This window comes from Sphingomonas sp. BK481 (assembly GCF_014194875.1).
GTDB lineage: Bacteria > Pseudomonadota > Alphaproteobacteria > Sphingomonadales > Sphingomonadaceae > Sphingomonas > Sphingomonas aerolata.
The window spans coordinates 61,229-80,792 of sequence record NZ_JACIAP010000005.1; the positions used below are offsets into that span (position 1 = coordinate 61,229).

The following is a 19,564-nucleotide window of genomic DNA, read 5'->3' on the forward strand; positions in this document are numbered from 1 at the left end:
CGGCAAGGCAGGGTTTGGGCGCGGGCGGCTGGGGGGGCACGGTCTGAAAGGTCATCGGTGGAACATAGCACGAACGACGTGGGTGGGACAGAGGGATTTTCCTACCTGCGGGCGTTGGCCTTGGTCGCTACTGTAGCAGAGTTGGGCTTTGCGGGCGGTAGTGAGTTATCGCCGGGGACGTGCCAACTGGGCCCCGGCCTTCGCCGGGGTGGTGCTTTTGGGGGTGCGCCGCCCCTCGCTGCGGAGCTATCGCAGGTGGGCTCCGGTGTTTGCTGGGCAGTGTTCTTGGCGTGTGCCGCCCGCGATTACGGGGGCATCCCTGCCTGGGCCCCGGCCTTCGCCGGGGACCTGGTCTGGGTTGGCCGGTCGAGGTAACGACCGGCGCCGGGTCAGCCGAGCTTGCGGGCCTTGGCGAGTTTCTTGAGGACCATGTCGCGCTTGAGGCGGCTAATGTGGTCGATGAACAATACGCCGTCGAGATGGTCGATCTCGTGCTGCATGCAGGTCGAGAGCAGGCCGTCGAGCTCTTCCTCATGCGCGGCGCCGGTCTCGTCGAGCCACTTCACGCGGCACCGGGCGGGGCGGACGACCTCGGCATATTGCTCGGGGATCGAGAGGCAGCCCTCGTTATAGGTCGACATCTCTTCGCTGACCGAAAGGATCTCGGCGTTGATATAGGCCTTGGGATTCCTGATCGGCTTGTCCTCTTCGTCCTTCTCTTCCTGAAGGTCGATGACGAGAACGCGCTGCTGCACGCCGACCTGAGTCGCGGCGAGGCCGATGCCGTTGAAGTCGTACATCGTCTCGATCATGTCGGCGACGAGCGTACGGGTGGAATCGTCCACCGACGCCACCGGCTCCGCGACGAGGCGCAGGCGGGGATCGGGGACTTCGAGAACGGTCATGACGGTCATGCTGCGCAGCTAGGTTCCGCGGGTTGAGCCGTCAAGCATTTGGGTTAGGCCGCGACGATCAGGCCATCGGGCGGCGTGCGCGCAGCGCCTGGGCGAGCGTGCCCTCGTCGAGATAGTCGAGCTCGCCACCCACCGGCAGGCCGTGCGCGAGCTGCGTGACGCGGACGGGGAATCGTTCGATCCGTTCGGCGATGTAATGCGCGGTGGTCTGGCCTTCGAGCGTCGCGTTCATCGCGAGCACGACCTCGTCGATCCCCCCCGCCTCGATCCGGCGAACGAGATTGTCGATGCTGAGATCCTCGGGGCGGATGCCTTCCAATGCGGACAGGCGACCGCCGAGGACGTGGAAGCGACCGGGGAACAGCCGCGAGCGATCGAGCGCCCAGAGATCGGCGACCTCCTCGACGACGCAGAGCGAGCGCTGGTCGCGGCGCGGGTCGGCGCAGATCGCGCACGGGTTGGTGGTGTCGACATTGCCGCAGACGCTGCAATTTTCCAGCCGCTCGTCGACCGCGGTCAGCGCCTCGCGCAGCGGCCCCAGCGCGGCGTCGCGCTTCTTGAGCAGATGGAGCACGGCGCGGCGTGCGGACCGGGGGCCGAGGCCGGGGAGCCGGGCCAGCGCCTGCGTCAGCGCCTCGATCTCGGGGGATGCCATCACGACCAGATAGGGGGTTGCGTCGCTCCCCGCCAGCGTGTTCGAGAGGGGCATGCGGATCATCTTCATGGGAACGCCGGACTTCGCGGTGCCGGTGCTGGAGGCCCTCGTCACGGCGGGGCATGACGTGGTGGCGGCCTATTGCCAGCCGGCACGACCGGGCGGGCGACGCGGACGCGAGCTGGTGCCGTCGCCGGTCCAGGTTCGCGCGGAGGCGCTGGGCATCGAGGTTCGGACGCCGGTGTCGTTCAAGGCGTCGCTGCCCGAGGGGCTTGAGGCGCGGGAAGCGTTTGCCGCGCTGGAGGCGGATGTCGCGGTCGTGGCCGCCTATGGCCTGATCCTGCCGCGCGCGGTGCTCGATGCGCCGCGGTTCGGGTGCCTGAACGTCCATGGCTCGCTGTTGCCGCGGTGGCGCGGGGCGGCGCCGGTGCAGCGTGCGATCCTCGCGGGCGATGCGGAGACCGGGGTCGGGATCATGCAGATGGAGGCTGGGCTGGATACCGGGCCCGTCAGGCTCGAGGGGCGGACGCCGGTCGCGGGCAAGACCGCGGGCGAGCTGACCACCGAGCTGTCGGTGATGGGGGCGCGGTTGATGGTCGAGGTGCTGGGCGATCTCGACGCCTACCCTGCCCGGCCGCAACCCGAGGAGGGCGTCACCTATGCGGCCAAGATCGACAAGGCGGAGGCGCGGGTCGATTTCGAGCGGTCGGCGGTCGAGGTCGAGCGGCTGGTGCGCGCGATGAACCCGGCGCCCGGCGCGTGGTTCGAGGTTGCCGGCGAGCGCGTGAAGGTGCTGGCGGCGGACGTTTTGCCGTTCAGCTTTCTCGGGTGCGAGGGGCTGACGGTGAATGCCGAGCTGACGATCGGGTGCGGCGACGGTGCGATCCGGCCCACACTGGTGCAGCGGGCCGGACGCGGCGTGACATCGGCCGAGGAGCTGCTGCGCGGGTTTTCGATTCCCTCGGGGACCCAGCTTTGACGCGGTTCGCGCTGACGGTGGAGTTTGACGGCCGGCCGTTCATGGGCTGGCAGCGACAGAAGCACGGGCCGAGCGTCCAGGCCGCGCTCGAGGCGGCGGTGCTGAAGATGACCGGCGAGGCCGTGTCGGTGCAGGCGGCGGGGCGGACCGATGCGGGGGTGCACGGGATCGCGATGCGCGCGCATGTCGATATCGAGAAGCCGGTCGCGGCGTTCCGCTTGATGGAGGGGCTGAACGCGCTGGTCAAACCGGCGCCGGTGTCGGTGCTGGCGTGCGAGGTGGTGCCCGACGACTGGCATGCGCGGTTCTCGTGTATCGGGCGGTCGTACGAGTATCGGATCGTCAACCGGCGTGCGCCGCTGAGCTTCGAGGCGGGGCTGGCGTGGCAGGTGCCGCAGCCGCTCGATGCGGAGGCGATGGCGGAGGCGGCGCGCGCGCTGGTGGGGCGGCATGACTTCACGACGTTCCGGTCGGCGCATTGCCAGGCGGACAGTCCGATGCGGACTTTGGACCGGCTGGATGTGGTACGCGAGGGCGAGCGGCTGTTCGTCTACGCGGCGGCGCGGTCGTTCCTGCATCACCAGGTGCGGTCGATGGTCGGGTGTCTGGCGCTGGTCGGCATGGGGCGCTGGGCGGTCGGCGATGTCGCGGACGCGCTGGCGGCGAAGGATCGGGCGATGCTGGGGCTCAATGCACCGCCCGATGGGTTGTTCTTCGTGACTGCGGTTTATCCTTGAGAAATTAACACCTTAGCGAACGAACTTCGCAGCGAGTTCGACATGGGTGGACCAGCGGAACTGGCCGACCGGCTGGATCCAGTCGATCCGCCAGCCGGCGTCGCAGAGCTCCTTGGCATCGCGCGCGAAGCTCGCCGGGTTGCACGAGACATAGACGATCACCGGGGTCCTGGACGCGGCGAGCGCGCCGGCCTGTTCGCGCGCGCCCGAGCGGGGCGGATCGATCACCACCGCGTCGAACCGGTCGAGCTCGGCCACCGTCAGCGGGCGGCGGTAGAGGTCGCGGTGCTCGGGGAAGACCGGGCGTTGCAGACGGTGCGCGGCGGCCTTAAGCGCGGTCAGCGCGTCGCGCGCACCCTCCGCGGCATAGACCTTGGCGGGGATGGCGAGCGTGAAGGTGCCGAGCCCGGCGAACAGGTCTGCGACGGTGGCGGGCGTACCGATTGCCTCGATCACCGCAGCGGTGAGCGCGGCCTCGCCGTCGGGGGTCGCTTGGAGGAACGAGGCGGGTGGCAGCGGCACGGGGACGCCGCCCAGCGTGATCGTCACCGCATCGGGCTCCCAGCGGGTCTCCGGCCCCAGACCATCGTCGAACGCGACGCGGGCGATGCCGTGCTCCTCGCAGAACCGGGTGAGCGCCTCGGCGGCGGGGAGGCCTTCGGGCGCGAAGCCGGTGATGAGGATGTCCGCGCCCTGGTCCGCGAGCGTCAGGTGGATGTCGGCACGGCGGCGGAAGTTCAGACGCTTGAGCAGGGTGCGCAAGGGAGCGACGAGCGCGAACAGGCGCGGATCTAGGATCCAGCATTCCTTGATGTCGACGATCAGATGCGCCTTCTCGGCGGTGAAGCCGAGCGTGATCCTGCCGCCCTTCGCCTCGGCATGCAGCGTCGCGCGGCGGCGGCTGCGGACCGGCGAGATGTGCGGCGTGCGGATTGGCGCGGACAGGCCCTGCCCGTCGAGCGCGGAGGCGATCCGGTCGGTGACGAAGGCGCTGTAGCTCTCATCGTCGAGATGCTGGAGCTGGCAGCCGCCACAGGTCGGGAAATGGACGCAGGGCGGCGTCTGGTGGTGCGGGCCGTGGGTCACGCTGCCGTCGGCCGCGAGGGTGTCGCCGGGCGCGGTGAAGGCGGCGTGGCGGCCGTCGGCGGTGATGCCGTCGCCGCGCGCGGCGACGCGGACGATGGTGTCGGTCGTTGGGTCACTGGTCATACGGACGCTCTGGCCGACCGGAGCGCATCCGCCAAGTCATCGGCGATAAATGCCGGCCCCGAACGACGCGCAGCCTCGCTGTGAAGCCACACGCCCGCGGCGGCGGCGGCGAGCGGATCGAGCCTTGCGGCCAGCATCGCGCCGATCGCGCCGGCGAGGACGTCGCCGGTGCCCGCGGTCGAGAGCCAGTCGCTCGCGCCGGGGGCGAGCCGGACGCGGCCGTCGGGCGCGGCGATGACGGTGTCCGCGCCCTTGAAGACGACGACCGCCCCGGTTCGGGCGGCGGCGTCGCGCGCGCGGGTGATCTTGTCGTCGTCCGATCGCCCGAAGAGCGCGTCGAATTCGCCGGCATGCGGGGTGAGGATGACGGGGACGGTGAGCGCGCGGATCCGGTCGGGATCGAGCAGGCGGAGCGCGTCGCCGTCGAGGACGAGCGGGTGCCCGGCGGCGAGCGCGGCGTCGAGTCGGACGCGGGCGGTGGCGTCACGGCCGAGGCCTGGACCGATGACCAGCGCGCCAATCCGGTCGTTGGCGAGCGCGTGGTCGGAGAACGCCGCGCGGACGAGCGCATGCGGCGGGCCCGCGCTCTCGCCGAGCAGCGTCACATAGCCCGCGCCCGCGCGCATCGCGGCGAGCGCGGCAAGGTCGGCCGCGCCCGCCATCGTGCCGGCGATGACCCCGACCATGCCGCGGGTGTATTTGTGCGCGTCGGGTCCCGGGGGTGCGAGGTGGGGGCTTTTGAGCACTTCGATCTGGCTGGTGACGGGGACGCCGATGTCGAGGAGGCGGACCTCGCCGCAATAGCGTGCGGCGGGCTGGAGGAGGTGCGCGGGTTTGAGTGCGCCGAGCGCGAGCGTGAGGTGGAAGACGGGGGGTGTGGTGAGCGCGCGGCCGGAGTCGGTGGCGAGGCCGCTGGGGAGGTCGATGGCTATGGCGAGGGTGGCGGCGGTGGTTAGGGTTTGGAGACGGTCTGCAACCGAATGTTCCCCCGCGGAGGCGGGGGCACAGGCTGAGCCATCAGGCGCGCGCGTGGGATTCAGCTGGGCCCCCGCCTCCGCGGGGGAACTCGCGTTGGGGGTGGCGGTGCCAGCATCCAAAGGGCGCTTCAGGCCGGTGCCGAAGAGGGCGTCTACCAGGACGGGAGCGGGCGTCGCTTCGGCGAGAGATTCGACGGGGCCGGGCCACCCTGCCCTTGCCGCCCTAGCAGCGTCGGTGCGGGGTTGGGACAGCGCGGCGACGCGGACGGTTGCGCCCAGGTCGGCGAGCACGCGCGCGGCGACATAGCCATCGCCGCCATTGTTGCCCGGGCCGCAGAGGATCAGGATGGCGTTCGATCCCGCCAGACGGCGGACCGCGTGCGCGATCGCGGTGCCCGCGCGGTCCATCAGCGTCTCGACCGTGACACCGGTTGCGATCACCGCATCCTCGGCCGCGCGCATCTCGGCGGCGGTCAGGACGAGCTGGCCCTCGATCCGGATCATGAGCCGTTCGCGCCCGGCTGGACCGTCGCCGGGAGGCGGTAGCGGTCGGTGCCCAATGCGACGTCGATGCTGCCGGGCGCGGATGCCGTGACCTGCGCCCGCTCGGCCCCGTCGGCGGCCACGACGCCGCGGCCGTCAGGCGAGACGCGTAGCCGACGAAAGCCGCCATCGGCGTGGCGGAGGGTCAGGATCACGCCATCTGCACCGCGCGCCTGCTCGATCGTGCAGTCGGGGGCCAAAGCGGCGGCCCCCCTGGCGCAGGGGACATGCATGACGGCAGCGTCGTCGCGGCGCGACGCCGTATCACCGGCGTCGGGCTTGCCGCTCCCGCAGGCTGCCAGCGGGAGTGAGACAAGCCCGACAAGATACTGCGATCGTTTAGATATCCGCGTAGACATGCGTTTCGGCTGCGGCTCCCGGGTGCGTGACCGCGCCCTTGTACGCCGGACCGACGGTCTTCGCATAGCGCCACAGCGCGCCCGAACCGTAATCGGTCTTGCGCGGCACCCAGACCGCGCGGCGTGCCGCCATCACGTCCTCGGGAACATCGAGGTCGATCGTCCCCGCCTCGGCATCGATATGAATGATGTCGCCATCCTCGACGAGCGCGATCGGACCGCCATCGGCGGCCTCGGGACCGACATGGCCGATGCAGAAGCCGCGCGTGCCGCCCGAGAAACGGCCGTCGGTGATCAGCGCAACGCTCTCGCCCATGCCGAGGCCGTAGAGCGCGGCGGTGGTCGAGAGCATCTCGCGCATGCCCGGGCCACCCTTTGGACCTTCGTAGCGGATGACGATGACCTCGCCCTCGTTGATCGCGCGGGCCTCGACCGCGGCGAAGGTGTCCTCCTCGCAGTCGAACACGCGCGCCGGGCCGCTGAACTGAAGCCGGTGCATGCCCGCGACCTTCACGATCGCGCCATCGGGGGCGAGACTGCCGCGCAGGCCGACGACGCCACCCGTCGGGGTCAGCGGCGTGCTGATGTCGTAGATGACCTTCTGGTCGGGGTTCCACGTCACCTGGTCGATATTCTCGGCCAGCGTCTTGCCGGTCACGGTCATGCAGCTGCCGTCGAGGAATCCGCCGCTGAGCATCGTCTTCATCAGCATGTAGACGCCGCCCGCCTCGTACATGTCCTTGGCGACATACTTCCCACCGGGTTTGAGGTCGGCGATGTACGGCGTTGTCTTAAAGATCTCGGCAACGTCGAACAGGTCGAACTCGATCCCCGCTTCCGACGCCATGGCGGGCAGATGCAGCGCGGCATTGGTCGAGCCGCCGGTCGCGGCGACGACTCGCGCCGCATTGATGAAGGCCTCGCGCGTGCAGATGTCGCGTGGACGGATGTTGTCGGCCAGACACTCCATGACCTGAGCGCCCGCGGCCACCGCGATCTGCTCACGCGTCGTGTAAGGCGCGGGCACCATGTTGCTGTTAGGAATGGACAATCCGATCGCTTCCGCGACGCAGGCCATGGTGTTGGCGGTATATTGGCCGCCGCAGGCGCCGTGGCCCGGGCAGGCGACCTTCTCGAGCGCATGCACCTCCGACAGCGGGCAGGCGCCGGCGGCATATTTGCCGACGATCTCGAACACGTCGACGACGGTGACGTCGCGCTCCTGATAGCGACCGGGCAGGATCGACCCGCCATAGACGAACACCGACGGGATGTTGAGGCGGAGCATCGCCATCATCATGCCGGGCAGCGACTTGTCGCAGCCGGCAAAGCCGACCAGCGCGTCGTAGCAATGGCCGCGGACCGAGAGTTCGACCGAGTCGGCGATGACTTCACGGCTGACGAGGCTCGCCTTCATCCCCTGATGCCCCATCGCGATGCCGTCGGTGACGGTGATCGTGTTGAAGCGGCGCGGCATCCCACCACCCTGGATGACGCCGGCCTGCGCGGCATCGGCCTGCGCGTCGAGCGTGGTGTTGCAGGGGGCCGAGTTGTTGCCGGCGGATGCGAGCGCGACGAACGGACGCGCGATATCCTCTTCGGGAATACCCATCGCGTAGTAATAGCTGCGGTGCGGCGCACGCTCTGGACCGACGGAGACATGCCGGCTCGGCAGGCGCGATTTATCGAATATACGGGTCATGGCGACCGCCTATGTCGCGAGACGGGGCCTTTACGCAAGACAGTTGCGTATGGATTTGCAGTTTTATCCGCCGCGGCCGCGGCCAGACGAGGACCGCAGAGCCCGCGCGGCGGACCGTCAGAGGCTTTCGAGCGCCTTGGCGACGCCGTCCATCGTGAACGGCTTCTGCAGGCGGGGCCGGTCGCGGAAACGGGGATCGAGGCCGTCATCGCCACCGCCGGTCGCGAACACGAAGGGAATTCCGCCTTCGGCAAGCCGTTCGGCGATCGGAGTACTCTTCTCACCGCCACGCAGGTTGACGTCGAGGATCGCGGCGTCGACACCCCCGGCCGAGATGCGGTGCAGGGCATCGGCGACGGTGTCGACGGACCCTGCGACGCCCTTGTCCAGCACCTCGAGGAAATCCTCGAGCATCATGGCGATCAACGGTTCATCCTCTACGATGAGGATCTGCTGTGGCACGTTCATATTTTGTACCTTAGGCGGCAATTTCGCCGAGCGCCAACATCTTGTTGCTTAACGTGCCGCAAGAACGTCGCGCGCGGCTTCGGCAAGCTGCTGAACCGAGAAGGGCTTGGGAAGAAACTCGACATTGTCGAGATCGATCGACTTGCGCAGCTGTTCCTCGGCATAGCCCGACATGAAGACGATCGGCAGGTCGGGATATTTCTCGCGTGCGTGCCGGACCATCGTCGGGCCGTCCATCGTCGGCATCACCACGTCGGTGATCAGCAGGTCGGGGCGGCCGTTCTTCGCCATGATCTCGAGCGCGGCCTCGCCATTCTCCGCGGTCAGCACGCTATAGCCCTGGCGGGTGAGCGCGCGTTCGGCGACCGCGCGGACCATGTCCTCGTCCTCGACGAGCAGGATGGTCCCCGTGCCCCACAGGTCGGCGGGCTTGGCCGCGGGCTTGGGCGCGGTGAGCCGCGGCGCGGCGGGGGCGGCGTGGACGGGGAGGAAGATGGTGAAGGTCGCCCCCTGCCCCGGCTGCGATTCGGCGAAGATATAGCCGCCCGACTGCTTGACGATGCCGTAGACGGTCGAGAGGCCGAGCCCGGTGCCCTTGCCGAATTCCTTGGTCGTGAAGAACGGCTCGAAGATCTTCGGCAGGACCTCGGGCGGGATCCCGGTGCCGGTGTCCTGGACGATCAGCGCCGTATAGTCCGCGACGGGCAGGATGTCGGAGGCCATCTGCCGCACTTCGGTCGCCGAGACCGAGCGCGTGGTGATCGTCAGCGTGCCGCCGCCGCGCGGGTTGGCGGACAGAATCGCGTCGCGGGCATTGACCGCGAGATTGACGACGACCTGTTCGAGCTGCCCCGGATCGGCGCGGACCGGCCCCAGGTTGCGGCCGTGCATCATGTCGAGCCGGACGGTCTCGCCCATCAGTCGCTTGAGCAGGTTCGAGACCTCGGACACGACGTCGGGCAGCTGCAGGATCTGCGGGCGCAGCGTCTGCTGGCGACTGAAGGCGAGCAGCTGGCGGGTCAGTCCGGCGGCGCGGTTCGAGTTGGTGCGGATCTGCTGGATGTCGTCATAATCGCTGTCGCCGGGCGAATGGCGCATCAGCATCAGGTCGCAGTGGCCGATGATAGCGGTCAGGATGTTGTTGAAGTCGTGCGCGACGCCGCCCGCGAGCTGGCCGACCGCCTGCATCTTGGTCGCCTGCGCCACCTCGCGCTTCAGCCGCGATTCCTCGCTATTATCCTTGAGGCTGAGCAGGACCGCGGCGTCGCCGAGCCCGCGCGCGCCGGCGATGGTCAGCGCGACCGGCTCGTCGGGATGATCCTTCAGCCGGACCGCCATGTCGGTCGAATGCGTCTGCCCGCCCGCGAACCGGCGGATCGCGTCGGCGACCGCGGTCTTGTCCTCGCGCACGACGAGATCGCCGGGGTAGAGCGGCGGCGCGGCGCCGACGACCCCGGCGGCGCGCAGGAACGAATCGTTCATCTGGATGAAGCGGCCCTCGCGATCGACCAGCGCCATGCTGAACGGCATCAGGCTGACGAGGCTGCGGACATGCGCGGAGGCGGACGCGCCGATCGCGGGCGCATCCTCCTCGTCGTCGAGCAGGATGACGAGGACGGGGGCGTCGTCGCCTTCGACAAAGGGCACCTGCACCACGCGCAGCGGCGTCCCCGCGCCGCCCTCGCGGGCGAAGCGGACGAGGCCGCGATTGTCGGTGATCAGGAAGCGCGCGAAGTCGCGGCCCTCGATCGCCTCATGCTCGTCGCCGATCGCGCGGACGTGGAGCACGCGGTTGGTCGCGCGGACGCGGCCGTCGGCGCTGAGCAACGCCGCCATGATCCCGCTGCCGCCGAGCCGGTCGCCGGTCGGCCCGTCGATCAGCCGCTCGGCGGTCTGCGCGAGGTCATAGTCGGGCGCGGTGACGAACCGCCAGACGAGCATGTCCGCCTCGTCGCCGGCGCGGGTGATCGATGCCGAGATGCGCAGCCCGTTGGCGACCAGCCGTTCCGCCTGCGCGTGACCGTCGCGCCACGCGGTGCGTCCGGCCTCGGCGAGCAAGGCGACGCCGCTCGCGTCGAGCGGCAGCCCCGGCGGGGTCGGGAAGCCGCTGAACACCGCGTCATAGGCATCGTTCGCGCAGACCAGCCGGCCCGCGCGATCGGTCACCGCGATCGCATCGCCGCTCGCCTGCGCCACCGCCCGCGTGAAGTCCCAGTCGATCGTGCGCAGTTCGGCGCTGCCGGCGCGCGCGAGCACGCGCCAGACGATCACCGCGCCGATGACGATGATCGCCGCGGCGAGAAAGGCCGCCGCGACGACGAGGTCGCCGATCATGCCGAGCACCAGCCCCGACGCGGCGATCCCCGTCACCGCCGCGACGAGGGCGGCGCGGCGGTTCGGCCCGAGGCCGGTCTGGGGCGGAAGCGAAACCATGCGATGCCTCTTCCGCTGTTCGGGGGTTTGGGGTCAAGCATCATGTCCCCGCCCGGTTTCCCGGTCGGGGACGCGGCCGGTCACCAGATGCGCACGCGCTGTTCGGGGGCGAGATACAGACGCTGCGTCGGCTTGGGCTGATAGGCGGCGTACCAGGGGTCGAGATTGCGGACGACCGAGGCGCGCTGCTGCGACGGCGAATGCGGATCGGTCAGCAGCCGCTGCCGCAGGTTCGCCTCGCGGTAGTTGCGACGCCAGACCTGCGCCCAGCCCAGATAGAAGCGCTGGTCGCCGGTGAAGCCGTCGAGCACGGGGGCCGCCTTGCCGCCGAGCGCGGTGTGATAGGCGTCATAGGCGACCGTCAGCCCGGCGAGATCGGCGATGTTCTCGCCCATCGTCAGCTGGCCCTTCACGTGCATGCCGGGCAATGGCTCATAGGCGTCATATTGCGCGCCGAGCTTGCCGGTGAGCGCGTTGAAGCCGGCGATGTCCTTGGGCGTCCACCAGTCGGTGAGCTGGCCCTTGGCATCGTATTTCGAACCCTGGTCGTCGAAATGATGGCTCAGTTCGTGGCCGATCACCGCGCCGATGCCGCCATAGTTGACCGCGTCATCGGCCTTGGGATCGAAGAAGGGCGGCTGGAGGATGGCTGCGGGGAAGACGATCTCGACCATGCCGAAATTGGCATAGGCGTTGACCGTCATCGGCGTCATGCCCCATTCCCAGCGCTGCAAGGGCTTGCCAAGCTTCGCGATATTGTCCTGATGCTGCCATTCGTTCGCGCGCCATTCGTTGCCGAACGCGTCGCCGGACGTGATCGTCAGCGCGGACAGGTCCTTCCACTGGCTGGGATAGCCGATCTTGGGGGTGAAGGCGGCGAGCTTGGCATGCGCCTTCTGCTTGGTTTCGGGTGCCATCCAGTCGAGCTTGTCGATCCGGCGGCCCATCGCGGCGAGCACGTTCTTCACCAGCACATCGGCTGCCGCCTTGGTCTCGGGCGGGAAATACTGCGCGACGTAGAGCTTGCTGACCTCGTCGCCGAGTGCGCCGCTGGTGAACTGGACGCCGCGTTTCCAGCGGGCCTCCTGCTCGGGGGTGCCACCGAGCACGGTGCCGTAGAAGGCAAACTGTTCGGCATCGAACGCCTTTGGCAGCACATCGGCATAGCCGTCGAGCGAGCGCAGGATCAGCTGGTCCTTGAGCACGCCGATCGGCGCGGTCGCGACGAGTTTTGCAATGCCGGTGATCGCCGAGGGCTGTGCGACGATGACGGTCGGAACGGGCGTGCCGGTCGCCTTGAAATAGCCCGCGAAGTCGAAGCCGGGCGCGCGCCTGGCGAGATCGGCGACGGACATCTTGTTATAGGTCTTGGTCGCGTCGCGGCTGTCGACTCGGGTCCAGCTGACCCGGGCGATCTCGGTCTCGAACGCCAGCAGCGCGGCGGCGCGCGCCTCGGCATCGGGTTCGCCGGCGAGCGTCAGCATCTTGGCGATGTGCGCGCGGTAGGCGGTGCGCGCCTCGACCAGCTTGGCGTCGGTGCTGAGATAATAGTCGCGGTCGGGCAGACCGAGCCCAGACTGGCCGAGCGAGAGGGCGTATTGCTCGGGGATCTTGTCGTCCTGCCCGACGCCGCTGCCGAACGGGCCGCCGATGCCGGCGCGATCCGCCTCGGCGAGAAGCGCGGGATAGCCCGCCCGATCCTTCAGCGCGGCGATTTTCGCGAGCCACGGCCGGATCGGTGCCAGCCCCTTGGCCTCGATCGTGCCGGTGTCGAGGAAGGTCGCATAGGCGCGACCGATCTTCGACTTCGGATCCTTCGCCGCGGTGTCGAGGATGCCGCGGGTGCGCGTCTCGGACAAGTCGGACAGGAAGTTGAACGCGCCGTAGTTCGACTTGTCCGCGGGGATCGGCGTGGTCTTCGCCCAGTTGCCATTGGCGAAGGCGTAGAAATCGTCACCGGGCTGGACGCTATTGTCCATGCCCTTCTCGTCGAAGCCGAAGCTGCCATATTGCGCACCGGTCGAGGTGGGCGCGGCGGGCGCGGCGGTTGGTTCGGCGGTCTGCGAGATGGCGGCGGTGACGCCGGTGATCGCGGTGGCGGCGAGCAGGCCGGCGGCGATGTAGGTCTTCATGTTTCTCTCCAAACTACGTCATCCTGACGAAAGTCAGGATCCAGAGCCACCGGCGTCCGCGCGCGTGGCTCTGGATCCTGGGTCGAGCCCAGGATGACGGGGCTATGTGGGGCGGTAGGCGTGCAGCTTACCAGATGCGGACGCGGGCCGCCGGGGCGAGGTAGCTGGCCTCGCCGGGCTTCACGCCGAACGCCGCGTACCAGGGGTCGAGGTTGCGGACGGTGAGGACGCGCTGGTGACCCGGCGAGTGCGGATCGGACAGCAAGGTCTGACGCAGTGCGGGTTCGCGGAACTTGCTGCGCCAGACGCCGGCCCAGCCATAATAGAAGCGCTGGTCGCCGGTGGTGCCGTCGATCACCGGCGCGGGCTTGCCGCCGAGCGAGCGGTGATAGGCGTCATAGGCGACGGTCAGGCCGGCGAGATCGGCGATGTTCTCTCCGAGCGTCAGGCCGCCCTGGACGTGCAGCCCGGGCAAGGGCTCATAGGCGTCGTACTGCTTGACCAGCGCGTCGGTGAAGACCTTGAAGCGTGCGACGTCCTGCGGCGTCCACCAGTCGGTGAGCTTGCCGCTAGCGAGGTATTTGCGGCCCTGATCGTCGAAATGATGGCTGATCTCGTGACCGATCACCGCGCCGATGCCGCCATAGTTGATCGCCGGGTCCGCCTTTGGATCGAAGAAGGGCGGCTGGAGGATCGCGGCGGGGAAGACGACCTCGTTCATCGTCGGATTGGCATAGGCGTTGATCGTCATCGGCGTCATGAACCATTCGCCGCGATCGATCGGCTGGCCGAGCTTCTTGAGGTCGCGATCATAGTCGAAGGCGTTGGCGCGCGCGACGTTACCGACGAGATCGCCGCGCTGGACCTGAAGCGCGGAATAGTCGCGCCACGTGTCCGGATAGCCGATCTTGGGGGTGAAGGCGGCGAGCTTGGCGAGTGCCTTGGTCTTGGTCTCGGGCGCCATCCAGGCGAGGTTGCGCAACCGGTCGCCCATCGCCGCGATGACGTTCTTGACGAGCTGATCGGCGGCCGCCTTCGATTCCGGCGGGAAATATTTGGCGACATACTGCTCGCCGATTGCCTCGCCCATCGCGCCCGACACGGTCGAGACACCGCGCTTCCAGCGGACCTGCTGCTCGGGCGTGCCCGACAGGGTGGTGCCGTAGAAGCCGAAATTGGCCTTGTCGAAATCGCTCGAGAGATAGGGTGCATAGGCGCGCAGCACCTTGAGCATCGCATAGTCCTGAAGGACGTTCACCGGCGTGTCGGCAAAGACCTTCGCCTCGCCGGTCAGCGCGCTCGGCTGTGCGACGAGGTAGAAGGGACGGCCGGTGACGCCCATCGCGGTCATGTACTGCGCCCAGGGGAAGCCCGGCGCCTTCGCCGCGAAGTCGGCGGCGGTCCATTTGTTGTAGGTTTTGTCCGCGTCGCGGCTCTCGATCCGCGTCCAGTGCGCGGTGGCGAGGCCCTTCTCCATCGCGAAGACAGCCGCGGCGCGCGCGGCCGCGTTGGGCTCACCCGCGAGCGTCAGCATCTGCGCGAGATACGCCTGATAGGCGGTGCGGACCGCGGCGAGCTTGGCATCGTCCTTCAGATAATAATCGCGGTCGGGCAGCCCGAGGCCGCTCTGGCCGAAGCCGACGACATAGGTGGTCGGGTCCTTGTCGTCCTGCTGGACGCCGACGCCGACGAGCCCGCCGACCCCCTGGCGCTGCAGCTTCGCAATCTGGGTGACGAGCGCGGTCTTGTCGGTGGTCGTCTTCAGCGCGGCGAGCATCGGCTTCACCGGCCCCGCACCCTTCGCGTTGACCGCTGCCTCGTCCATGAAGCTGGCGTAGAAATCACCGACCTTGTCGCCGGGCTTTGCGGTCGCCGCGTCGAGGATCGTCCGGGTGCGCTCGAGCGACAGGTCCTGGAGGACGTGGAACATGCCGTAGGACGAGCGATCGGCGGGGATCGGCGTCGCCTTCTCCCAGCCGCCATTGGCATAGTCGAAAAAGTCGGTGCCGGGCTTCACCGCGGTATCGCGCCCGGCCATGTCGAAGCCGAAATCGCCGATCTGCGGCTTGTTCGCATTCTTCGGCGCGACGGGACCGCTGGCCGCACCGGCGAGCGCGGGCGGTCGGGCCGGGGTCTGACTGGTCTGGGCCGAGACCGTTGCGGCGGAGGCGAGCAGAATGGCGGTGACAATCGACGTACGCATCAAGGACCCTCGGGGAAGAACTTCAGGATGCGGTGTGTTCTACGCCGATAAGACGCTCCGTCAATTCGTCGGGCGTCAGATAGTGACGATTGTTACGATCCGCGATTATCGTGGCGGTGCCGCCACTTGCGGGCAATCCAGAGCCGCCAGCCGAGCGCGCTGAGCGCATAGCCGCCGATCGAGGCGACGACCGTGATCGCCAGCAGGCCGAGCGCGGTGGCGGGGCCGGCCTGCATCAGCCACGGGATCCAGTCGGCCTGCGCGGCGGCTTCGGCGACCGGCTGGCCGGGGACATGCGCGTCGATCCGCAGCATCCACGACCCGATCCAATAGGCGGCGATCCAGAGCGGCGGGGTCGTCAGCGGATTGGTGATGAAGGTGGTCAGCGCGGCGGTCGGTACGTTGGCGCGGAACGGCAGCGCGAACAACGCGGCGACGGGGGTCTGCGCGACCGGCACGAGGATCCCCGCGACCATGCCGAGCGCGACGCCGCGCGGCACCGAGCGCCGCGTGAAGCGCCACAGTTCAGGCGCGAGCACGCGGTGCGCGACGGGGCGCAACAGGCGGTTGCGCTCCATCGAATCGCGGGTCGGCAGATTGCGATGCGACCACGCCGCGAGGCGCCCGAAAAGACCGACCGGCGCCCTGGTCACGGCCTATCCACGATCCCGCATGATCCGGCCCTGCTCGCGCTTCCAGTCCTGTTCCTTCACCGAATCGCGCTTGTCGTGGTTCTGCTTGCCCTTGGCGAGGGCGAGCTCGACCTTCGCGCGGCCCTTGGAATTGAAATAGATCATCAGCGGCACGAGCGTCATGCCCTGGCGCGCGACCGCGCCGAACATCTTGTTGATCTCGCGCTCGTGCAGCAGCAGCTTGCGCGGCCGCTTGGGCTCATGGTTGAAGCGGTTGCCGTGGCTGAATTCGGGGATGTTCGAATTGACGAGCTGGACCGTGCTGCCCTTCACCTCGGCATAGGCCTCCGCGATCGAGCCTTCGCCCCCGCGCAGTGCCTTCACCTCGGTGCCGGTCAGCGCGATCCCCGCCTCGAACACCTGCTCGATATAATAGTCGTACCGCGCGCGCCGGTTCTCGGCGACGATCTTGGTCTTTTCGAAGGTCGGGGGTTTGGGGCGTGCCATGGGATGCGCGATGTAGGAGGTCGGAGGGCGAAGGGGAAGCGGGCGTCGTATCGCGTTGGACGTTAATTGTCGGTCCTCCCGTCATCCTGACGTGCGTCAGGATGACGGACGGGGATCAGACCAGGCCGGCGTGCGCCAGCGCCGCGTCGACCGCGGCGCGCGAGGCGTCGCCCGCGGGGGTCATCGGCAGGCGCAGCGTCTCGGGGAAGCCGGCCCGTACCCGCGCCATGGCGTATTTGACCGGGCCCGGCGACGCGTCGGTGAACAGCGCGTCGTGCAGGGGATAGAGCCGGTCCTGATAGGCGAGCGCGGTGACGAAATCGCCCGCCTGGCAGGCCGCCTGAAACTCCGCGCACAGCTTCGGCGCGACGTTGGCGGTGACCGAGATGCAGCCGGTGCCGCCCATCACGTTGAACGCGAGCGCGAGGTCGTCATTGCCCGACAGCTGGCAGAAGTCTGGCCCGCAGGCTTCGCGGTGCTGCGAGACGCGCGCGAGCACGCCGCTGGCGTCTTTCACGCCGACGAACACCTGCGGAAAGGCGGTGACGACCCGCGCCAGCGTCGCGGGCTGGATGTCGGTGACGGTACGGCCGGGGACGTTGTAGAGGATGATCGGCAGCGGCGCATCGGCGGCGAGCGCCTCGAAATGCCGGAAGATCCCCTCCTGGCTCGGGCGGTTGTAATAGGGCGGGACCATCAGCGCGGCATCGGCGCCAGCCTCATGGGCCGCGCGCAGATTGGCCGAGGCGACGCGCGTGTCGTTCGACCCTGCCCCGGCGATCACGGGCACGCGGCCCTTCGCCTGATCGACGCAGACGCGGACGACGTGGAAATGCTCGTCATAGGACAGGGTCGCTGCCTCGCCCGTGGTGCCGCACGCGACCAGCGCGGACGAGCCCTCGGCGATCTGCCATTCGACGAAATCGCGATAGGCCTGCTCGTCGAAAGCACCGTCCGCGGCGAACGGCGTGACGAGCGCCGGGATCGACCCGGCAAAGGAAAAACCTGCAAACATCGGTATATTGCGCTCCTGCCGCGCTGAATTCGGGCGTTTCGTTCAGGACAGATACGGGTTGAACTGCTATCCTGTCCACATGGTAGCATTGGCGTTCAAATCGAGCATCGTCCTGGCGGCTTTGGCCGGCACGGCGGTATCTTCAGGGGTCGGACAGGAAACGCTCGACCGGTACCGAACGCAGCTTTCGAATATCGGCCCGCAGGCGCAGCCGATGGCGAGCGACGGCGCGATCGCCTCGACGATCGCGCAGTGGCGCGCGCTGCAACAGACCGACGCACTGCCGTTCGACAGCTATGCCGGGTTCCTGATGGCGCATCCCGGCTGGCCGAACGAGACCGCCAATCGCCGCGCGGCGGAGCGGCAGGCGGCGATCGGCAGCGGTGCGGCGGGCAGCGTCGTCGCGTTCTTCACGCGCTATCCGCCGCAGTCCGCAGCGGGCAATCTTGCCTATGCGCGCGCATTGCAGGCGACCGGGCAGCGCGACCGCGCCTATGCCGCGGTGCGCACCGCATGGCGATCGGGCGGGCTGACGCCGATCGATCAGGTCGCGGTGACGACGGGCTTTCCCGGCGCGCTGTCGCCGGACGATCAGGATGCGCGGATGGACGCGCTGCTCTGGTCGGGGCAGACGAGCGCAGCGCAGCGCCAGATCCTGCTGGTCAGTCCCGCCAAGCGCGCGCTGTTCGAGGCGCGGCTCGCCTTCCGGACCAATGCGCCGAACGCGTCCGACCTGTCGGCGGCGACGATGGAGACCTATCGCGGCGACGCCGGCTATGTCGCCGACCGCGCGGTGTGGCTGCGCAACAGCGGTGCGAGCCCGAGCGCGCGCGCCTGGCTGGCGCGGCCGCGGGCGCTGACCGCGCGGCCGGGCAATGCGGGCGAATGGTACGAGATCCTGGTGACCAATGCGCGCGGCGCGGCGAATGACGGCCAGTGGCAGGTCGCCTATGACATCGCGCGGCAGATCGACGATGCCTATCCGGCGGGTGCGAACATCTCGGCCAAATCCTATGCCGAGCGCGACGAATATACCAATCTCGCCTGGCTCGGCGGGCAGGCGGCAATGAAGCAGCTCGGCCGCCCCGCGGATGCGATGACGCTGTTCGACCGCTATGCGCGCGGGTCGAATTCGCCGGTGGTGCGAGCGCGCGGCTATTACTGGGCGGGACGCGCGGCCGAGACGGCGGGCCGGCAGGCGGATGCCACCGCCTTCTACACGCAGGCCGCCGGCTACCGCGATCAATATTACGGCCAGCTCGCGACCGAGCGGATGGGCCGCGCGCTGACCCCGCCACCGCCGATGGCCAGCCTGGCGATCGCGCCTGCGGTGCGCGCCGCGTTCGAGCAGCGCGAGACGGTGCGCGCGGTCAAGTTCCTCGGCCAGATCGCCGACTGGCAGGACCAGACCGCATTCGTCCGCCAGATCGCCGCGGATGCGACGACCGACACCGACCACGCGCTCGCCGCCGAACTGTCGACGCGGATCAACCGCCCCGATCTGGGCGTGATGGTCGGCCGCAGCGCGCTGGCGAACGGGCTCAGCGACTATTCCGCAGCGGGCTTCCCGACCGTCAGCGTGCCGGCGGGCTATGAGGACAACTGGACGATCATCCATGCGATCTCGCGGCAGGAGAGCCAGTTCGATCGCGCCGCGGTCAGCCATGCCGGGGCGCGCGGGCTGATGCAGCTGATGCCCGCGACCGCGCGCGAGCAGTCGGGCAAGATCGGGCTCGCCTACAACCAGGCGTCGCTGACGACCGATCCCAATCTGTCGATCATGCTGGGGTCGAGCTACTTCCAGCGGATCTATGCGAACTATGGCAGCTATCCGCTTGCGATTGCTGCATATAATGCGGGCGGCGGCAATGTGAACAAGTGGCTTCGCGCCAATGGCGACCCGCGGACCGGCGCGGTCGACATCATCGACTGGATCGAGGCGATCCCGTATCAGGAGACGCGCAACTATGTTCAGCGCGTGATCGAGAATGCGGTCGTCTACGACCTGATGAACCCCGCCCGCGCCAAGAGCCGCAGCGTCGCACGGACGTCCTGGTATCTCGGCAAGACCCGGCCCGGCTGAACCGGACGAGACGGCA

16 protein-coding genes are annotated in these 19,564 nt (G+C 68.7%); 3 read left to right on the forward strand and 13 right to left on the reverse strand.

Annotation, left to right across the window (positions count from 1 at the left end; translation table 11 throughout):
* Positions 1–389 precede the first annotated feature (389 nt).
* The gene (def, locus tag FHY04_RS11450) at positions 390–914 is read right to left on the reverse strand and encodes a peptide deformylase (RefSeq protein ID WP_031438987.1); all 525 of its coding nucleotides are present in this window, start codon (positions 912–914) and stop codon (positions 390–392) included.
* 58 nt (positions 915–972) lie between these two features.
* Positions 973–1,569 carry a recombination mediator RecR gene (gene recR / locus FHY04_RS11455; protein ID WP_031393413.1) on the reverse strand — a complete coding sequence of 199 codons (597 nt, stop codon included), beginning with the start codon at positions 1,567–1,569 and terminating at the stop codon, positions 973–975.
* 52 nt (positions 1,570–1,621) lie between these two features.
* Between recR and fmt the strand changes: the two genes are divergently transcribed.
* Positions 1,622–2,548: a methionyl-tRNA formyltransferase gene (gene fmt, locus FHY04_RS11460; RefSeq protein ID WP_183936495.1), complete on the forward strand. Its 927-nt coding sequence runs from the start codon at positions 1,622–1,624 to the stop codon at positions 2,546–2,548.
* Positions 2,545–3,285, forward strand: coding sequence for a tRNA pseudouridine(38-40) synthase TruA (truA, locus tag FHY04_RS11465; protein WP_183936496.1), 741 nt, complete (start codon positions 2,545–2,547; stop codon positions 3,283–3,285). Before fmt ends, truA begins: the two co-directional genes overlap by 4 nt.
* A gap of 12 nt (positions 3,286–3,297) precedes the next feature.
* Here truA and FHY04_RS11470 read toward each other — a convergent pair whose 3' ends face one another.
* The 11 genes from FHY04_RS11470 to dapA form a co-directional block, all read right to left on the reverse strand.
* A complete protein-coding gene (locus FHY04_RS11470; protein WP_183936497.1) occupies positions 3,298–4,494 on the reverse strand; it encodes a class I SAM-dependent RNA methyltransferase in 1,197 nt (398 codons plus the stop codon).
* Positions 4,491–5,975 (reverse strand): NAD(P)H-hydrate dehydratase, encoded by a 1,485-nt coding sequence (locus FHY04_RS11475; protein ID WP_183936498.1) that lies wholly within the window; start codon positions 5,973–5,975, stop codon positions 4,491–4,493. Before FHY04_RS11475 ends, FHY04_RS11470 begins: the two co-directional genes overlap by 4 nt.
* Positions 5,972–6,247 (reverse strand): hypothetical protein, encoded by a 276-nt coding sequence (locus tag FHY04_RS11480; protein ID WP_260171468.1) that lies wholly within the window; start codon positions 6,245–6,247, stop codon positions 5,972–5,974. Before FHY04_RS11480 ends, FHY04_RS11475 begins: the two co-directional genes overlap by 4 nt.
* Positions 6,248–6,353: 106 nt before the next feature.
* Positions 6,354–8,075, reverse strand: a complete 1,722-nt coding sequence (gene ilvD / locus FHY04_RS11485; protein WP_031440068.1) for a dihydroxy-acid dehydratase — start codon at positions 8,073–8,075, stop codon at positions 6,354–6,356.
* A 117-nt stretch (positions 8,076–8,192) separates the two neighbouring features.
* Complete coding sequence (locus tag FHY04_RS11490; protein ID WP_031396103.1) at positions 8,193–8,543, reverse strand: response regulator; 351 nt, start codon at positions 8,541–8,543, stop codon at positions 8,193–8,195.
* Between the two features lie 48 nt (positions 8,544–8,591).
* Positions 8,592–10,976, reverse strand: coding sequence for a response regulator (locus FHY04_RS11495; RefSeq protein WP_183936500.1), 2,385 nt, complete (start codon positions 10,974–10,976; stop codon positions 8,592–8,594).
* Between the two features lie 80 nt (positions 10,977–11,056).
* On the reverse strand, positions 11,057–13,108 hold the full coding sequence (locus FHY04_RS11500; protein ID WP_183936501.1) for a M13 family metallopeptidase: 2,052 nt from the start codon (positions 13,106–13,108) through the stop codon (positions 11,057–11,059).
* Between the two features lie 127 nt (positions 13,109–13,235).
* Positions 13,236–15,311 carry a M13 family metallopeptidase gene (locus FHY04_RS11505; RefSeq protein WP_183936502.1) on the reverse strand — a complete coding sequence of 692 codons (2,076 nt, stop codon included), beginning with the start codon at positions 15,309–15,311 and terminating at the stop codon, positions 13,236–13,238.
* Between the two features lie 92 nt (positions 15,312–15,403).
* Positions 15,404–15,889 carry a DUF2062 domain-containing protein gene (locus FHY04_RS11510; protein ID WP_042466983.1) on the reverse strand — a complete coding sequence of 162 codons (486 nt, stop codon included), beginning with the start codon at positions 15,887–15,889 and terminating at the stop codon, positions 15,404–15,406.
* 78 nt (positions 15,890–15,967) lie between these two features.
* A complete protein-coding gene (gene smpB / locus FHY04_RS11515; protein WP_031395420.1) occupies positions 15,968–16,450 on the reverse strand; it encodes an SsrA-binding protein SmpB in 483 nt (160 codons plus the stop codon).
* A 115-nt stretch (positions 16,451–16,565) separates the two neighbouring features.
* Entirely contained in the window at positions 16,566–17,465 is a 900-nt protein-coding gene (gene dapA / locus FHY04_RS11520; protein ID WP_183936503.1) for a 4-hydroxy-tetrahydrodipicolinate synthase, read from the reverse strand.
* 79 nt (positions 17,466–17,544) lie between these two features.
* Here dapA and FHY04_RS11525 point away from each other — a divergent pair, with 79 nt between their 5' ends.
* Entirely contained in the window at positions 17,545–19,548 is a 2,004-nt protein-coding gene (locus FHY04_RS11525; RefSeq protein ID WP_183936504.1) for a lytic transglycosylase domain-containing protein, read from the forward strand.
* Positions 19,549–19,564: the final 16 nt, after the last annotated feature.